Below are 15097 nucleotides of genomic sequence, written 5' to 3'. Positions count from 1 at the left end.
CTTGTTCTCTATGTGGATTATCGATGTGTGCGTTTGGCTGGCCAATTTAGTATGAAACATGCACCACCTAAACTGGATGGCTCAACACTCGCGGTTCCTTCATGCCAGCCTAAAATTTGTTTAACGATTGCAAGGCCTAGTCCGGTTCCACCGACTTGCAAATTACGACTTTGATCTTCTCGATAGAATGGTTCAAATACCTTCTCAGCACAGGGTAAAGGAATACCATCACCGTTATCAGCAACACAAATCAGCCAGCCTTTTGCGGTTTGTTCATAGCTTACTTGAATATGGTTTCTTCCATACACTATGGCATTGCGCATTAAATTACTTAATGCACGGCTCATATAAAACTTATCAATCATTGCATGGCAAACGCCTTGTTCAAGTAAAACAATCTCAGTATCAGGGTTGGCTTCTTGCCAACAGATTAACTCTTGTTTTATCCAATGATTAAGTTCAACGGTTGCAAATGTAAGAGTGGGTATTTCGCGCTCAAATCGAGCATGTGTAAGCATTTCTGACACTAATGAATTTAGTTCATTCAAAGATAATTCAATCCGCTCTAGTTGCCCTAGTTGATAGTCATTGGTTGTACTATTTCTAAGTAATTCAACATTGAATTCAATGCGTGCGATGGGAGTTCGCAATTCATGTGATACAGCATTGATCAGAGTTTTATGAGAAGAGATAAGGCGTTGTATTTTTTCGGCCATGGTATTAAACGTTTTGGACAAGTGGTTTAGATGGCTAAAACGAATTAGCTTAGCGCGAGCATCAAATTTACCTTGTCCAAGTAATATCGCCACTTTATTGAGCGATAACATAGAGCGCCAGCCAGGAATTAACCATATTATAATTGGTATAAGCAGAAAAAAGCCGAATATAAAATAAAAGATACTTAACATGTACACCACTTTGCCCTTTAGTTGAGGGCTAAAAGGGCCAAGTACAATTACTTTATCGCTATTTTTGATGCGCTGTACGGCAATGTCGGCGGGATAGCCAATAAAATCAGAATCCGCAGTTGATATGGTCACAATAGCTCCTGTTTTTAATTGGGCTATTTGTTGCTCTGTGTAAGTTAACTCACTCAATGTCATCAGTGCAACGGGATATGTAAAATCATCACTGAGCGAATCAATTATCGACGGCCAGCTCTGCTGTGGGTGTTGCATCAGCATATTATTCAGTAGGTAAAAAGAGCCCATCATCCAACGTTGCGCTTCGTTGATCAGATGCTTAGGAACCGTATTGGGTTTTACAATTACTAATAGCTGTTCGTCATCTATTTTCCGATATGCTAAATCTGTTTGCGGATCACCCCAAATTTTATCCTCTGCGAGCCAAGATTGTTGCTCACTTGAAAAATCACTTTGTTGATAGTCTTGTAAAGTAAGTTCAAAGCCAAAATTAGCTTGTATGGTTTGTAAGTAGGCCATTCTCTGGTGTTTAGGTATGGATTGTAATTGTTGTGCAAGAAGATCCGTAGAGCCTGATGTTAAAAACTCTAAAGCCCATTTTTCAGTAGGGTACCTGACGTTACTTTCAAAATGAGGTATCACCAATAATTGAATGCTAACTACCGAAAAAATAATGATAAAAGATAAAAATAGCAGGGACCTTTTCATAGCTGTTCTGTCAACAATTTGTGTACAACCACTTTATCATATCTGCACATAAAAACTACTTTTGATAGCATACAGCGAACGCAAATTCACGTTACGGATATATACCCAAACCACATCAAGATGCGAGTTTCAGTTGGAATTAAAAGCGATTTAGGCAAGGCATTGATTGCAAGTAATAGTGGTTCTATTGTTAAAATCAATAACGCAGTATAAATCGCTTTTAAACCAACCCGTTGGGCGTTTCACAGGAACTTACTCTCATCGTTGTTACTTCTTAAAAGGGATTGCCATTCTTGCAAAGTAACGCCTTGATATTAAGCCCCTGTGAAACGCTGAATCCTGCATCTTGAGGTGGCTTGGGTATAGTAAATAAGCTAGATGGCTGGTCGCTGTTATTTTATACACCTTTGCGTTCTTAGTTCTTTCCTAAATATCTTTTTGCTTTGCCTTCTTTTACTTTTTCAAGATCAACAAGCACTAAGCCATCAATACAATTATTGAAATCAGGGTCAACACTAAAACTTAAAAACTGTACGCCGCCAGGCTCACATAGTTCGGTGTATTGTTTAAATAAAGTGGGGACTTGGGCACCCATGTTTGCGAGCACATGTTTGAGCTCAACAAAGTCTTCTTTGACATCATCACCGCTAAATAGATTTGCGCACTGTATGAGTTGCTGCTCTGTGAGTTTGAACTCATTATTAGGTGTAGCTATAACCTGCTTAGCGCCGTAATAATGCTGATAATAATGAACTAACATGGCTTTGGCTGGTTCTGGCAACGCGTTAGAGACACTGACTGCGCCATAGAGGTAGCGATACTGAGGATAATTTTTCACAAACGCGCCAATCCCATACCATAAATAATCAAGACTTTTACGGCCCCAGTATTTAGGTTGTACAAAGCTGCGACCCAGTTCAATACCTGCAGCAAAGTAAGGAGTCATTGCATCACTGTAAGAAAATAAGCTATCAGTATATAAACCTTTGCGGCCGTGTTTATCAATAATAGCTTGAGCACAAGCAAGTCGGTATGCGCCAACCAATTCAAGTTGTGAGCCGTCCCATAAAACCAAGTGCTGATAATCCATATCGTACTTATCAATATCACGACGCTTACCACTGCCTTCACCAACAGTGCGAAACGAAATCTCTCGTAACCGGCCAAGCTCTCTGAAAATCGCTGAGCTGCCTTGATATTGATAAAGGTATATCTGCATGCCGTCTTGAGTTGTGCCTAATAGCTCACACTGTTCGATGGCTTTTTTTAGTTCCTTGCGGCATTCTGAGGAGGCGATGGGTGCTTGTGTTTTAAGCGGTAAGGTTTTCTTTGAGGTAAGTGCATAAAGCTGCTTACGGATCAGATTGACTACTTCTTTGTCTTTAAGGTTTTCAATTAAATAAGACTCTGGAGGTATCGATGCGCCAATTTCAAACTCTAATGATTTTTGTCGTTGTTTAAACATTTCTTTAACCAGTAATAAACTCGCTAAAGGCTTGTAAATCATCGATGTGCCATAAAAAAGTGGGCTATTTTTGGCTTTAATAAAAATCGGTAAAATTGGCGCATTGGCTTTTTTTGCGATCCGTAAAAAACCACTATTCCACTTGCAATCTTTAATTCCGGTAGGGCTTAAACGCGACACTTCACCTGCTGGGAAAATGAGAATGGCCCCAGCTTCTTTAAGGTGCTGGTGGATATTATTGAGTTCTTGCTTTTTACTGTCACCCGATAAATTATCGACCGGCAGTAATAATGAGTGCATTGGCGTAACTGACATTAACATGCGATTGGCAACGACCTTTAAATCCTTACGAACACTTGATAATACTTTAATTAATGCCAGTGCATCTAAAGAGCCAATAGGGTGGTTAGCAACAATAACTAACTTACCCTCACTAGGAATATTCTCAATCTGCTTTGGCTTGTAGCGAGTATCAAAATCTAGTTCATCCAACACTTGCTCAACAAACTCAATGCCTTGTAAGTGCGGGTAGGCATCACCAAATGCAACAAATTCTTGTTCGTGAAGCAAATAACCTAACCCTTTTTTAACTAAACTTTTTACTTTAGGTGAGTTTTCTAATTGTGGTAGATTTGCTGCGATTACTTTATCAACACTGATCATAATTACCTCGTTTGCATATGGTGATCAATATATCGCCAGAGTAAAAGCTTGCCATGACAATTAAGTTGCAGTTGTGTGACTTTTTAAAGAGCCGAGCAGTAATTCGATTAGATTAAATGTTTTAACAAAGGTTATACTCTTTGCAAATCAACAACTCTATAGGCATAACATGAGCGTACTCGTTGCGATTAGTGGACGTGATTGCAGTAAAATTATTACTGCGTTAGCGACTAAATTACCAGGTGTAAAAATTTCACAGTGGCCAGATTGTGATAACTTAGAGGATGTTGAATTTGTGCTTGCTTGGCTGGCACCTGCAGATATGTGGGCACAACTACCAAATTTAAAAGTAGTTTCTTCATTTGGCGCAGGGGTCGATAGCATTGATTTAAACTTACTCCCTGACAATGTCGTTGTGACACGCATCGTTGATGAAAATTTAGCTCATGATATGGCAGAGTATGTGCTTACCCATATCTTAGCGCATAAGTTAAGGCTTAAAGACTATGTGATTAAGCAACAACAACGACAATGGCTGCCAAAACGCGCTTATAGTCATAATCATGTTGTGATTTTAGGTTTTGGTGAGTTAGGACAAAGCTGCGCTAAACGTTTACTGGCTAATAATTTTACCGTAAGTGCATTTTCACAAAGCCCTAAAAATATACCCGAAGTAAATTGTATTCATCAAGTAAGTGAGTTACCAAGTTTGTTAGCACAGGCTGATTATCTCGTGTGTTTATTACCACTAACCACGCAAACGAAGGGCTTTATTAATCGCAACTTATTAATGCAGCTACCAAGTCATGCCGTGCTCATCAATGTAGCGCGAGGCCAGCACGTCGTTGCAGACGATTTACTTTGGGCATTAGATAATCAAATTATAAGAGGAGCAACATTGGATGTTTTTGCACAAGAGCCATTAGCTGCAGAGCATCCTTTTTGGCATCATTCAGCGGTTACAATGACTCCCCATTGCGCGGCATTGTCTGATCTGGAAACTGTAACGCAGCAGATTGCTAATAATGTACAACGTATGAAAACAGGCCTTAAATTAAATAATCAGGTTGATAGAACAAAAGGTTATTAAAAGTTCAGCGACAATAGCGTAGTACATCTTGTTAACATCTGTAATTTTAGTTAGTCTAGTTAACTCAAAAAACACTAACAATAATAATAAGGTGTACAATGAAACAGCATCAAACAGGCGTTAAATTTAGTATTATCGTTATTTCAGTGGTCTTAATGGGTGTGTCTGCATGGTTTAATCAAGCTAATGCAAGCGAACAAGCCCCCGTTTTACAAAGCCAAACAGAATAAATAGAACCAACAATTGATAACGAAGCCGGGTTAGCGTTTACTATGACGCTCCCGGTTCTCACTCTTCTTCTCATCACTTTTTTTAATTAACACATAGCTTGCACCACTGCCACCATGATGCCTAAGTGCACTATGAAAGGCTAATACGCAGTCAATTTCTTGTAGCCATTTATTGGTATAACTTTTTAACACCCCAGGGGTCTTTTTGTTTTTGATACCAGTGCCGTGGCGGATCACTACCACACGAATATTACTTTTTTGGCAATCAGTTATAAATTCAAATAAGGCTTGGCGTGCGTTTTTTAGTGTTTGGCCATGTAAGTCAAGTGTCGCATCAAGCTGATACTTAGCTAATCGAAGATTTTTAAATACAGCATCTTGCACTCCCGCATTTTTATAACTCAATAGTGCATTAGGCTCTAATAGCTCGACTAATTCACTACGTAGATAATTTTCATCGATGTTTAAATTTAATTCTGCGGCTTTGCGTTTTTGTTGCTGGGCTAAAGAGGGGCCAGTTAAGTGTTGTGATGGTTCGATCGTATCGTGATCTAGGCGAGCAACGTCTTCCATAGACGTTAAAAATAAATCAGAGTCAGTTAAAGGCATAGTGATACCCAAAGTAGCATAATACGCCGATGATTTTAACTTAGTTCATTTTGCTGCCCAAGTTCTATTCGCGCAAAAAAATACCCTACCGAGCAAAGCCCGGTAGGGTACATAAAATTATCTAGGGAGAGATATTAATTTTGCGGCACATTTAATTGCCCAAAGGTATAAACCTTGAACAAGTAAAACGTGTTTATCAACACTAAACTCATGTTTGAAATAACACTCGACGACATTAAATCCAAGCTAAATGACAAAAACAGTAAAGCACAGGCGCTGATCGCCGCTACACGCAGTATTGTTAATTGATTGATAAAAAACGCCCCTAATCCTAGGGCTAACAGGATAATATTTAAAAGCCAATCTAGCTCGTTTAGCATGGTTGTATCGTTGTTCAAGTGTTGAAAAAAGGAGCGCCATTATGTTGATATTTTGCGCACCTTTCAACCAAGTAATTTTATATTTTCAGATTAGTTTTTTTAATCCAAAATTAATTTTTGTAATGCAGAAAAAAAGCCGGCTTGTTCGGTTACTCGATATTTTTGACAAGTATCTGGTTGCTTATTGTTTTGACATAAATAAAGGCTATTACGCGCTAAATCGGCATTTGGCTGCAAATTTGAGTCAAATAACATGGCGCCATAACCAAACAGTCCCGGCCAATATACACTTTGCGTTACTAATCCTAATTTTTCATAGGTTAATAACTGTGGTTTGGGGATAACTAAAATAGCAAACACAATAACACCCGCTACAATAATGCCTGTGCGGCTTTTTTTTGTTTCAGTTAATTCACTACTAGCAGTTTGTGTTTGTGCTTGCGTGACGTTTGCCTGAGCAGGCGCTTTTCGCTTGTTAGTTGGTGCCGTTGGTTTTTTTCGTTGAGGCGTTTTTCCTAGCAAGGATTGTTTTTTTATATTATTTGACATAAAGCAAATCTGGCCTTTTAAGCAGAGCTCTCTATAATGAGATTATTAAATTAGAAAAGTTATTAAGCATAATAACTTAAACCTAGTTCATAACCTACGGGGATCAACAATGAATACGCAGCTTTCAATTTTAATAGTGGATGATGTGGGAACAGTGCGCAGCTTTCTCCATCAAACATTAATGCACTTAGGTATTGAAAATGTTAGAGAAGCGTCGACAGCTGCGCAATGTATAAGTGCTTGCCAAGCGGCCGATTATAATATTATTTTTTTAGATATTGAGTTGCCAGACGGTGATGGTAAAGAGATTATCGCGCAGATCAATGAAATAAACCCACAAACTAATGTCGTTATGGTATCGGCTCACTCAACGGTTGAGAATGTTAAAGATGCAATCGATAAAGGGGCTAAAGGATTTGTGGTAAAACCATTTACACCGAAGAAAATAGCGGCAATGTTGAAAAAGTTTTATCCAGAATTAGACGTTGTTTAACGCAACAACAGTGTTTAAATAATTTTAAGCGTTAAATGATAGATATAAAAAAACCGGTCAAGACCGGTTTTTTATATTCTAGCAAAAACAAATTATAGCGCTTTGATCTTAGCTGCTATGCGGCTCTTATGACGAGCTGCTTTGTTTTTGTGAATTAGACCTTTAGTTGCATAACGGTCTAAAATAGGTGTAGCAACTGCGAAAGCTTGCTGTGCAGCTTCCTTGTCGCCCGCTTCAATAGCAACAACTACTTTTTTGAAGTATGTACGCATCATTGAACGACGGCTTGCGTTATGCTGACGGTTTTTTTCGCTAGTGATAGCGCGTTTTTTTGCAGACTTGATGTTAGCCAAGGTTTGCTCCTAACAATCTTAAAATAAGCTTAATTTAAAGGCCGTGGAATATGCCTTTTTTAATCGTGAATGTCAATAAAAATTTGACATACCAAGAAAAACTGCTCCTATATAACGAACATCAATTTGCCGCTCTAGCACAGTTAATACCGCTATTGTAACAAAGGCGGTGAGTTCAGCCTAGTGCTTTAGAGCGATTTATAAAAAAGACTGTGGCATAATTGGTTTTATCGTTGGTTTTAAAGCAGGTTTAGTGTGGCAAAAGGATTATTTCGTTCCGGTATGATTGTAAGTGCAATGACAATGATATCGCGTGTTTTAGGATTAGTGCGAGATGCTGTTGTCGCAAATTTACTTGGCGCAGGTGCTGCCGCCGACGTTTTTTTATTCGCTAATCGTATTCCCAACTTTTTGCGCCGCTTATTTGCTGAAGGGGCATTTGCGCAAGCATTTGTGCCAGTTTTGTCGGAAATCAAACAGCAACAAGGAGACGACAAAGTCAGGCTGTTTGTTGCTCAAGCCGCTGGCACACTTGGTACTATTTTACTGGTTGTAACTATTATCGGTGTAATTGCATCGCCAATTATTGCAGCACTATTTGGTACTGGGTGGTTTATTGAGTGGTGGCAAGGTGGCCCAGACGGTGAAAAATTTGTATTAGCCAGTAGCTTACTTAAGCTAACGTTCCCCTATTTATTTTTTGTAAGTCTTGTTGCACTAAGTGGCGCGGTGATGAATGTTTATAATCGTTTTGCTGTTGCGGCCTTTACGCCAGTGCTGTTGAATATTTCGATTATTGCCTGTGCAATCTTATTACACGATAAATTCTCGGTTGGTGCTTATTCGCTAGCTATTGGTGTGTTTGTCGGTGGAGTGGTGCAGTTATTGTTTCAATTGCCGTTTCTGTACCGAGCGAAAATGCTCAGTAAACCACGTTGGGCCTGGCAGGACGAAAATGTAAAAAAAGTCCGTAAGTTAATGTTACCGGCGTTGTTTGGGGTATCTATTAGTCAAATTAATCTACTGCTTGATACCATGATAGCGTCATTGCTAATGACAGGGTCAATTGCTTGGTTATATTATTCTGACCGCCTAATCGAATTTCCACTGGGGTTATTTGGCATTGGCATCGCGACGGTTATTTTACCTGCGCTATCTAAATTACATAGCAGCGAAAAAAGCAGCGATTTTCAGCACACCTTAGACTGGGGAGTGCGGTTTGTGATCTTTTTAGGCTTACCTGCGATGATTGGTTTGATGATCATTAGCCCGTTAATCATCTCTGTATTATTTGATCATGGCGCGTTTAGTCAAGGTGATGTCGATCATGTTCAGGCCGTGAGTTTAGGGGTGATGGCTTACTCTGTTGGGCTTGTCAGTTTTATGTTGATCAAAGTTTTAGCGCCGGGATTTTATGCACGTCAAGACACTAAAACTCCGGTGCGTATTGGCATTATTACGCTGGTGTTGAACATGGTCTTTAATATTATGTTAGCACCGTTTATAGGTTACTTAGGATTGGCGCTTGCGACTTCAATGTCGGCCAGTTGTAATGCGTACCTGCTTTATCGTCAATTAAGCAAAGAGCAGGTTTATCAGTTTTCGCGTTTTAGTTTATTGTTTACCTGCAAATGTTTGCTCGCCGCCTTATTGATGGGGGCTGTAGTTTGGTACGCTGCGACACAGTTTTTATGGCGTCAGTGGCATTTTAGTGAGCAAGTTGTTTTATTGATAGGTTTACTCGCTCTGGCAGGGGGGGTGTACTTTTTAGTGTTGTTTTTACTCGGGGTAAGACTAAATACCATAAAAAACGTTGTTAGTGCTCAATCAGACTAAAAAAATCAACTGAAACTCGCATCTTGAGGTGGTTTGGGTATAATCGGTGATTCTGTAACCCAAGTGAAATTTTACTCGGTACATAACGCTTACAAAGGCATTAGGTGGCATGGAGTTAATTAGAGGTATCCACAATATTCGCACACAGCATTATGGTTGTGTGTTGACCATTGGTAATTTTGATGGTGTGCACTTAGGTCATGGTGAAGTACTCAATGGATTACTCAATGACGCTAAAAAATATAACTTACCGAGTACGGTAATGTTATTTGAGCCTCAGCCACAAGAGTTTTTTGCCAGAGATAATGCGCCAGCTCGATTAACGCGGTTACGCGATAAGCTAGGTCTGTTAGCAAAGTTAGGCGTTGAACGGGTAATTTGTATTAGTTTTAATCAGCAATTTGCCAATATGCAAGCTGAGCAATTTGTGACAGAAATACTGATCAACAAGTTGGGTGTCAAAGCGCTAACCGTAGGTGATGATTTTCGCTTTGGTAAAAGACGCCAAGGTGACTTTAATTTACTAAAAAAAATGGGCCTCGCGGCTCATATGGATGTAAAAAGCACCGCGAGTTTTCGGCAATTAAATGCTAGAGTAAGCAGCACCTTGATCCGCCAAGCATTAGCTGAAGGTCAGTTAGCGCAAGCCAAAGCGATGCTAGGTCATGATTACGCAATATCAGGGCGAGTGATCCATGGCTGGAAACGCGGTCGTGAATTAGGTTTTAGAACTGCAAATATTGCGTTAAAGCGGCAAGTATGCCCTGTAAATGGGGTGTTTGCGGTACAAGTAACGTTAAACGATAAAACAGTGTATGGGGTTGCAAATATTGGCAACAAACCCACATTTAATGGAACACGCGCATTATTAGAAGTTCATCTGTTCGACTTTGCGCAAGATATTTATGGACAGTTTATGCACGTGGAGTTAATTAAAAAGCTTCGCGATGAGAAAAAATTCGAGACATTAACACAATTGACGGCACAAATAGCAACTGATGTTGCTGCCGCTAAACAGTGTTTTGGTTTAAATTAGGTAGCCGATACGGAAACTAGGATTAATGAGCGACTACAAGCATACTTTGAATTTACCGGAAACGACGTTTCCAATGCGCGGCAATTTGGCACAACGTGAGCCAAAAATGCTTAAGACATGGTATGAAGACGACCTGTACGGTCAAATTCGCAACGCTAAGAAAGGTAAAAAAACCTTTATTTTGCATGACGGCCCTCCGTATGCGAACGGCGATATCCATTTAGGTCATTCAGTAAATAAAATTCTAAAAGATATTATTGTTAAATCAAAAACCTTATCTGATTTTGATGCGCCTTACGTACCTGGTTGGGATTGCCATGGTCTACCGATTGAATTAATGGTAGAGAAAAAAGTGGGTAAGCCAGGCGTGAAAGTCACGGCTGCAGAATTCCGTGAGAAATGTCGTGAATACGCTAAAAAACAAGTTGAAGGCCAAAAAGTTGATTTTAAACGTTTAGGCGTATTTGCTGATTGGGATAAGCCTTACTTAACCATGAATTTTGACTTCGAAGCAAACGCAATTCGTGTGCTTGGACGTATCATCGAAAAAGGCCATTTACACAAAGGCGCAAAGCCTGTGCATTGGTGTACTGATTGTGGTTCTGCTTTGGCCGAGGCTGAGGTTGAATATCAAGATAAGCAATCACCAGCGATTGATGTGCGTTTTGAGTTTGTTGATCAAGCGGCCGTTGTTAGTGCCTTTGATTTAAAAGCCGATCATGAAGGTAAAGGTACAGTCAGTACAGTGATCTGGACAACTACACCATGGACACTGCCAGCTAACCGTGCGGTTGCCGTACATGCTGAACTAGAATATGCCTTAGTGCAAGTTGATGATGAAGGCGCGCAGCAGCGTTTGATTATAGGGTCAGAGCTAGTTAAAGATGCAATGGATCGCTACGGCTTTAAGCACTTTCACGTATTAGGTTATGTAACGGGTTCAGCACTTGAAAATTTACAAGTGGCGCATCCATTTTATGATTTTAATGTACCAGTGATTGTGGCCGATCATGTTACTACTGATTCTGGTACGGGTATCGTGCATACAGCACCTGGCCACGGTCAAGAAGATTTCGTGGCAGGTCTACAATACGGCTTAGAGGTGGCTAACCCGGTTGGTGCAAATGGTGTTTATTTACCTGACACTGAGCTTTTTGCAGGTCAACATGTATTCAAAGCCAATGCGAGTGTAGTTGATGTGCTGACTGAGCGTAATGCGCTTATGCATCACCATGCCTTAACGCACAGTTACCCGCATTGCTGGCGTCATAAAACGCCAATTATTTTCCGTGCAACGCCGCAGTGGTTCATTAGTATGGATCAAGCTAATTTGCGCCAAGATTCATTAAAAGAGATTAAAAACACTCAGTGGTTGCCAGAATGGGGCGAAAGCCGCATAGCAAACATGGTTGAAGGTCGCCCGGATTGGTGTATTTCGCGTCAACGTACCTGGGGTGTTCCAATTGCACTGTTTGTTGATAAAGACACCGGTGCTCTTCATCCTGATACTCAAGCTTTGATTGAAAAAGCAGCCCTGCTGGTTGAAAAATCCGGTATTCAAGCATGGTATGACTTAGAGCCTGCAACTTTACTTGGTGAAGCTGATGCTCAGCAATACATGAAAGTGCAAGATACATTAGATGTATGGTTTGATTCTGGTGTAACGCACGCCTGTGTGGTTGATGCTCGCGAAGATTTAGTTGGTCCAGCTGATTTATACTTAGAAGGCTCAGATCAACACCGCGGTTGGTTTATGTCATCAATGATGACGTCAGTGGCAATTAATGGTCATGCACCATATCGTCAAGTGCTAACTCACGGTTTCACTGTTGATGAAAACGGCCGTAAGATGTCAAAATCGCTAGGTAACGTTATTTCACCACAGAATGTGATGAATAAACTCGGTGCAGATATTTTACGCTTGTGGGTTGCTTCAACTGATTACACTGCAGAAATGACCGTATCAGATGAAATCTTCAACCGTTCTGCGGATCGCTACCGTCGTATTCGTAACACTAGCCGTTACTTACTCGCTAACTTAAGTGGTTTTGATCCTAAAACTGACCAAGTAGCTATTGATGACATGGTTGAACTTGATCGTTGGATTGTTGGCCGTGCGGCGCAATTACAAGATGAAATTTTGGCGGCTTACGAAAGTTACCAAATGCTCCAAGTAACGCAAAAGCTAATGAATTTCTGTACTGGTGAGCTTGGTTCATTCTATTTAGATGTGATCAAAGACCGTCAATACACAGCGAAAAGTGATAGTCATGCCCGTCGTTCATGTCAAACAGCTCTATATCATATTGCCGAAGCTATGACTCGCTGGATGGCGCCAATCATGAGCTTTACCGCACAAGAGATTTGGCAAGCACTGCCAGGTGAACGTGACCAATATGTGTTTACTTCAGTTTGGTATGATGGCTTAAAAGCGGTTGGCGAAGGCCAGTTTAGTAATGACGATTGGTTAACGATTCTTACTGTGCGTGATGAAGTAAACCGTGTGTTAGAAGGTGCACGTAAAGAAGACGTGATCGGTGCGACACTCCAAGCTAATGTGAATATTTTTGCCAATGCAGAGCTTGCAGCTAAATTAGCAGCTTTGGGTGATGAGCTTCGCTTTGTATTCTTAACATCTAACGTTACTGTTACAGCTGTTGATACACAACCAGATGCAACTCAAACAACTGAAATTGAAGGCTTATACATCAGCGTATCAGCTACTGATGCACAAAAGTGCGAACGTTGTTGGCATTACTGTGATGATGTAGGTGCAAATCCTGCGCATCCAGAAATTTGTGGTCGTTGTGTTAGCAATGTAGATGGCGAAGGCGAAACACGCCAATTCGCATAGGAGTAGGAAGTGAGCAAACTAGCCCAAAAAAGTGGTTTAGTGTGGCTTTGGTTAAGTTTGCTACTTTTAGTAGCAGACTTTGCCAGTAAAACACTGGTTGTTAAAACCATGAATTTACGCGAATCAATTGATATATTGCCATTTTTCAATTTAACCTATGTGCATAACTATGGCGCAGCTTTTAGTTTTTTAAGTGAAGCGGGTGGTTGGCAACGTTGGTTTTTAAGCGTTATCGCTATTTCAATCAGCGTATTATTGATCTGGTGGCTAAAACGTTTACCTGCCACTAATAAAATTTTATGCAGTGCTTATTCGTTAGTATTAGCGGGCGCAATTGGCAACTTATATGACCGTATCAGCCATGGTTATGTGATTGACTTTCTACACTTTTATTATGAAAGCTGGAATTTCCCTGCGTTCAATATTGCCGACAGTGCGATTTGTATTGGTGCCGCATTATTATTATTTGATGCCTTTACTGGCGAAAGTCCTAAGGAGCAAAAAGCATGAGCCAAGCAGTTATAGGTGAAAAATCAGAGGTTATTTTTCATTTCTCAATTAAGCTATCGGATGGCTCTGCGGCAGATTCAACCAAAGTGCATAATAAGCCTGCAAAATTAACGATGGGTGATGGTAGTCTAACGGCTAACTTTGAAAAATGCTTATTTGGTTTAGCGTCTGGTGACAGCAAGTCATTTGAACTTGAGCCTGAAGATGCTTTTGGTCAACCAAACCCAGATAATATTTACTATGTAGACCGTAGTAAGTTTGGCCCAGAAACGCCGGCAAAAATTGGTTCTATTATTGCGTTTACTCAACCTGATGGTACCGAATTACCAGGAGTTGTTCGTGAAGTGCAGGGTGAGTCTGTGACCATCGATTTTAATCATCCGCTTGCAGGTCAACGTTTAACTTTTGAAGTTGATATTTTAGAGGTGAACGGGTAATGGAAATTTTATTGGCAAATCCGCGCGGTTTTTGTGCGGGAGTCGACCGCGCGATTAGTATCGTTGAACGTGCGTTAGATATCTTTGAAAAACCGATCTATGTGCGCCATGAAGTTGTCCATAACCGCTACGTGGTAGATGGTTTAAAAAAACGTGGTGCGGTGTTTGTTGAAGAATTGGACCAAGTGCCAGACGACAGCATTGTTATTTTTAGTGCCCATGGCGTGTCACAAGCTGTACGCAGTGAAGCTAAGCGTCGAGATTTAAAAGTATTTGATGCAACATGTCCATTGGTCACTAAAGTGCATATGGAAGTGACCCGCGCTAGTCGTAAAGGTATCGAGTGTATTTTAATTGGTCATCATGGTCACCCTGAAGTTGAAGGCACCATGGGACAATACGATAACGCTAAAGGTGGTATTTATTTAGTTGAAACGCCTGAAGATGTTGCCAAACTAAACGTGAAAAATCCAAATAACTTATTTTATTGTAGCCAAACTACATTATCGGTAGATGATACCGCAGATGTTATAGATGGCTTAAGAAGTAAGTTTCCAGCGATTGATGGCCCACGTAAAGACGATATTTGTTACGCCACACAAAATCGCCAAGATGCGGTACGTGACTTAGCTGATAAAGTAGATGTGTTATTAGTTGTTGGTGCTAAAAATAGCTCAAATTCAAATCGGTTACGTGAACTTGCTGATAAAATGGGTACTGTTGCTTACTTAATTGATGACGCCAGTAATGTTGAAGATCAATGGTTTGCTAATGTCAATGCGGTTGGTGTTACCGCGGGTGCATCAGCGCCTGAAGTGCTTGTACAACAAGTGATTAACCGCCTTAAAGAACTAGGCGGTAAACAGGTTATTGAAAACCCAGGCGAAGTAGAGAATATCGTATTTGCTGTACCCGTTGAGCTACGCTAACCTTAGCGTACTGACAGGACATTTTTAAGGAG

15 protein-coding genes are annotated in these 15097 nt (G+C 40.4%); 9 read left to right on the top strand and 6 right to left on the bottom strand.

Features of this window, described 5'->3' with window-relative positions; translation table 11 throughout:
• Positions 1-17: 17 nt before the first annotated feature.
• Both H5163_RS03955 and H5163_RS03950 read right to left on the bottom strand, forming a co-directional pair.
• Positions 18-1442, bottom strand: a complete 1425-nt coding sequence (locus tag H5163_RS03955; RefSeq protein ID WP_259399781.1) for an ATP-binding protein — start codon at positions 1440-1442, stop codon at positions 18-20.
• Between the two features lie 604 nt (positions 1443-2046).
• Entirely contained in the window at positions 2047-3759 is a 1713-nt protein-coding gene (locus H5163_RS03950) for a lysophospholipid acyltransferase family protein (protein ID WP_145237294.1), read from the bottom strand.
• Between the two features lie 169 nt (positions 3760-3928).
• Here H5163_RS03950 and H5163_RS03945 point away from each other — a divergent pair, with 169 nt between their 5' ends.
• Positions 3929-4849, top strand: a complete 921-nt coding sequence (locus H5163_RS03945; protein ID WP_182734413.1) for a glyoxylate/hydroxypyruvate reductase A — start codon at positions 3929-3931, stop codon at positions 4847-4849.
• A gap of 98 nt (positions 4850-4947) precedes the next feature.
• Complete coding sequence (locus tag H5163_RS21240) at positions 4948-5079, top strand: hypothetical protein (protein ID WP_257325490.1); 132 nt, start codon at positions 4948-4950, stop codon at positions 5077-5079.
• A gap of 30 nt (positions 5080-5109) precedes the next feature.
• Here the strand turns inward: H5163_RS21240 and smrA are convergent, their stop codons facing one another.
• The 3 genes from smrA to H5163_RS03935 form a co-directional block, all read right to left on the bottom strand.
• The gene (smrA, locus tag H5163_RS03940) at positions 5110-5688 is read right to left on the bottom strand and encodes a DNA endonuclease SmrA (protein WP_182734410.1); all 579 of its coding nucleotides are present in this window, start codon (positions 5686-5688) and stop codon (positions 5110-5112) included.
• A 134-nt stretch (positions 5689-5822) separates the two neighbouring features.
• Positions 5823-6068 (bottom strand): hypothetical protein, encoded by a 246-nt coding sequence (locus H5163_RS21235; protein WP_145237284.1) that lies wholly within the window; start codon positions 6066-6068, stop codon positions 5823-5825.
• Positions 6069-6167: 99 nt separating this feature from the next.
• Positions 6168-6617: a hypothetical protein gene (locus tag H5163_RS03935; protein WP_145237281.1), complete on the bottom strand. Its 450-nt coding sequence runs from the start codon at positions 6615-6617 to the stop codon at positions 6168-6170.
• A gap of 109 nt (positions 6618-6726) precedes the next feature.
• On the opposite strand from H5163_RS03935, the gene H5163_RS03930 reads away from it, so the two are divergent.
• Positions 6727-7110, top strand: a complete 384-nt coding sequence (locus H5163_RS03930; RefSeq protein ID WP_145237278.1) for a response regulator — start codon at positions 6727-6729, stop codon at positions 7108-7110.
• Between the two features lie 92 nt (positions 7111-7202).
• Here H5163_RS03930 and rpsT read toward each other — a convergent pair whose 3' ends face one another.
• Positions 7203-7463, bottom strand: a complete 261-nt coding sequence (rpsT, locus tag H5163_RS03925) for a 30S ribosomal protein S20 (RefSeq protein ID WP_145237275.1) — start codon at positions 7461-7463, stop codon at positions 7203-7205.
• Positions 7464-7760: 297 nt separating this feature from the next.
• Between rpsT and murJ the strand changes: the two genes are divergently transcribed.
• The 6 genes from murJ to ispH all read left to right on the top strand — a co-directional run bounded on the left by murJ (position 7761) and on the right by ispH (position 15065).
• Positions 7761-9299: a murein biosynthesis integral membrane protein MurJ gene (gene murJ / locus H5163_RS03920; RefSeq protein WP_392352530.1), complete on the top strand. Its 1539-nt coding sequence runs from the start codon at positions 7761-7763 to the stop codon at positions 9297-9299.
• A gap of 109 nt (positions 9300-9408) precedes the next feature.
• Complete coding sequence (gene ribF / locus H5163_RS03915; protein ID WP_145237272.1) at positions 9409-10335, top strand: bifunctional riboflavin kinase/FAD synthetase; 927 nt, start codon at positions 9409-9411, stop codon at positions 10333-10335.
• A 25-nt stretch (positions 10336-10360) separates the two neighbouring features.
• Positions 10361-13189: an isoleucine--tRNA ligase gene (gene ileS / locus H5163_RS03910; protein WP_145237269.1), complete on the top strand. Its 2829-nt coding sequence runs from the start codon at positions 10361-10363 to the stop codon at positions 13187-13189.
• Between the two features lie 9 nt (positions 13190-13198).
• A complete protein-coding gene (lspA, locus tag H5163_RS03905; RefSeq protein ID WP_145237265.1) occupies positions 13199-13699 on the top strand; it encodes a signal peptidase II in 501 nt (166 codons plus the stop codon).
• The gene (fkpB, locus tag H5163_RS03900) at positions 13696-14136 is read left to right on the top strand and encodes an FKBP-type peptidyl-prolyl cis-trans isomerase (RefSeq protein ID WP_145237262.1); all 441 of its coding nucleotides are present in this window, start codon (positions 13696-13698) and stop codon (positions 14134-14136) included. The genes lspA and fkpB overlap by 4 nt, the downstream gene beginning before the upstream one ends.
• On the top strand, positions 14136-15065 hold the full coding sequence (gene ispH, locus H5163_RS03895) for a 4-hydroxy-3-methylbut-2-enyl diphosphate reductase (protein ID WP_182734408.1): 930 nt from the start codon (positions 14136-14138) through the stop codon (positions 15063-15065). The genes fkpB and ispH overlap by 1 nt, the downstream gene beginning before the upstream one ends.
• Positions 15066-15097 lie beyond the last annotated feature (32 nt).

Source organism: Pseudoalteromonas sp. SG44-8 (genome assembly GCF_014164125.1).
In the GTDB taxonomy this organism is placed as follows: domain Bacteria; phylum Pseudomonadota; class Gammaproteobacteria; order Enterobacterales; family Alteromonadaceae; genus Pseudoalteromonas; species Pseudoalteromonas rhizosphaerae.
This window is presented reverse-complemented; position numbering and strand designations above follow the sequence as displayed.

Excerpts from the sequence above, each read along its gene's own strand:
- H5163_RS03955 (WP_259399781.1), bottom strand. The coding sequence starts at position 1,442 with ATGGCCTACTTACAAACCATACAAGCTAATTTTGGCTTTGAACTTACT.
- H5163_RS03950 (WP_145237294.1), bottom strand. The coding sequence starts at position 3,759 with ATGATCAGTGTTGATAAAGTAATCGCAGCAAATCTACCACAATTAGAA.
- H5163_RS03945 (WP_182734413.1), top strand. The coding sequence starts at position 3,929 with ATGAGCGTACTCGTTGCGATTAGTGGACGTGATTGCAGTAAAATTATT.
- H5163_RS21240 (WP_257325490.1), top strand. The coding sequence starts at position 4,948 with ATGAAACAGCATCAAACAGGCGTTAAATTTAGTATTATCGTTATTTCA.
- smrA (WP_182734410.1), bottom strand. The coding sequence starts at position 5,688 with ATGCCTTTAACTGACTCTGATTTATTTTTAACGTCTATGGAAGACGTT.
- H5163_RS21235 (WP_145237284.1), bottom strand. The coding sequence starts at position 6,068 with ATGCTAAACGAGCTAGATTGGCTTTTAAATATTATCCTGTTAGCCCTA.
- H5163_RS03935 (WP_145237281.1), bottom strand. The coding sequence starts at position 6,617 with ATGTCAAATAATATAAAAAAACAATCCTTGCTAGGAAAAACGCCTCAA.
- H5163_RS03930 (WP_145237278.1), top strand. The coding sequence starts at position 6,727 with ATGAATACGCAGCTTTCAATTTTAATAGTGGATGATGTGGGAACAGTG.
- murJ (WP_392352530.1), top strand. The coding sequence starts at position 7,761 with ATGACAATGATATCGCGTGTTTTAGGATTAGTGCGAGATGCTGTTGTC.
- ribF (WP_145237272.1), top strand. The coding sequence starts at position 9,409 with ATGGAGTTAATTAGAGGTATCCACAATATTCGCACACAGCATTATGGT.
- ileS (WP_145237269.1), top strand. The coding sequence starts at position 10,361 with ATGAGCGACTACAAGCATACTTTGAATTTACCGGAAACGACGTTTCCA.
- fkpB (WP_145237262.1), top strand. The coding sequence starts at position 13,696 with ATGAGCCAAGCAGTTATAGGTGAAAAATCAGAGGTTATTTTTCATTTC.
- ispH (WP_182734408.1), top strand. The coding sequence starts at position 14,136 with ATGGAAATTTTATTGGCAAATCCGCGCGGTTTTTGTGCGGGAGTCGAC.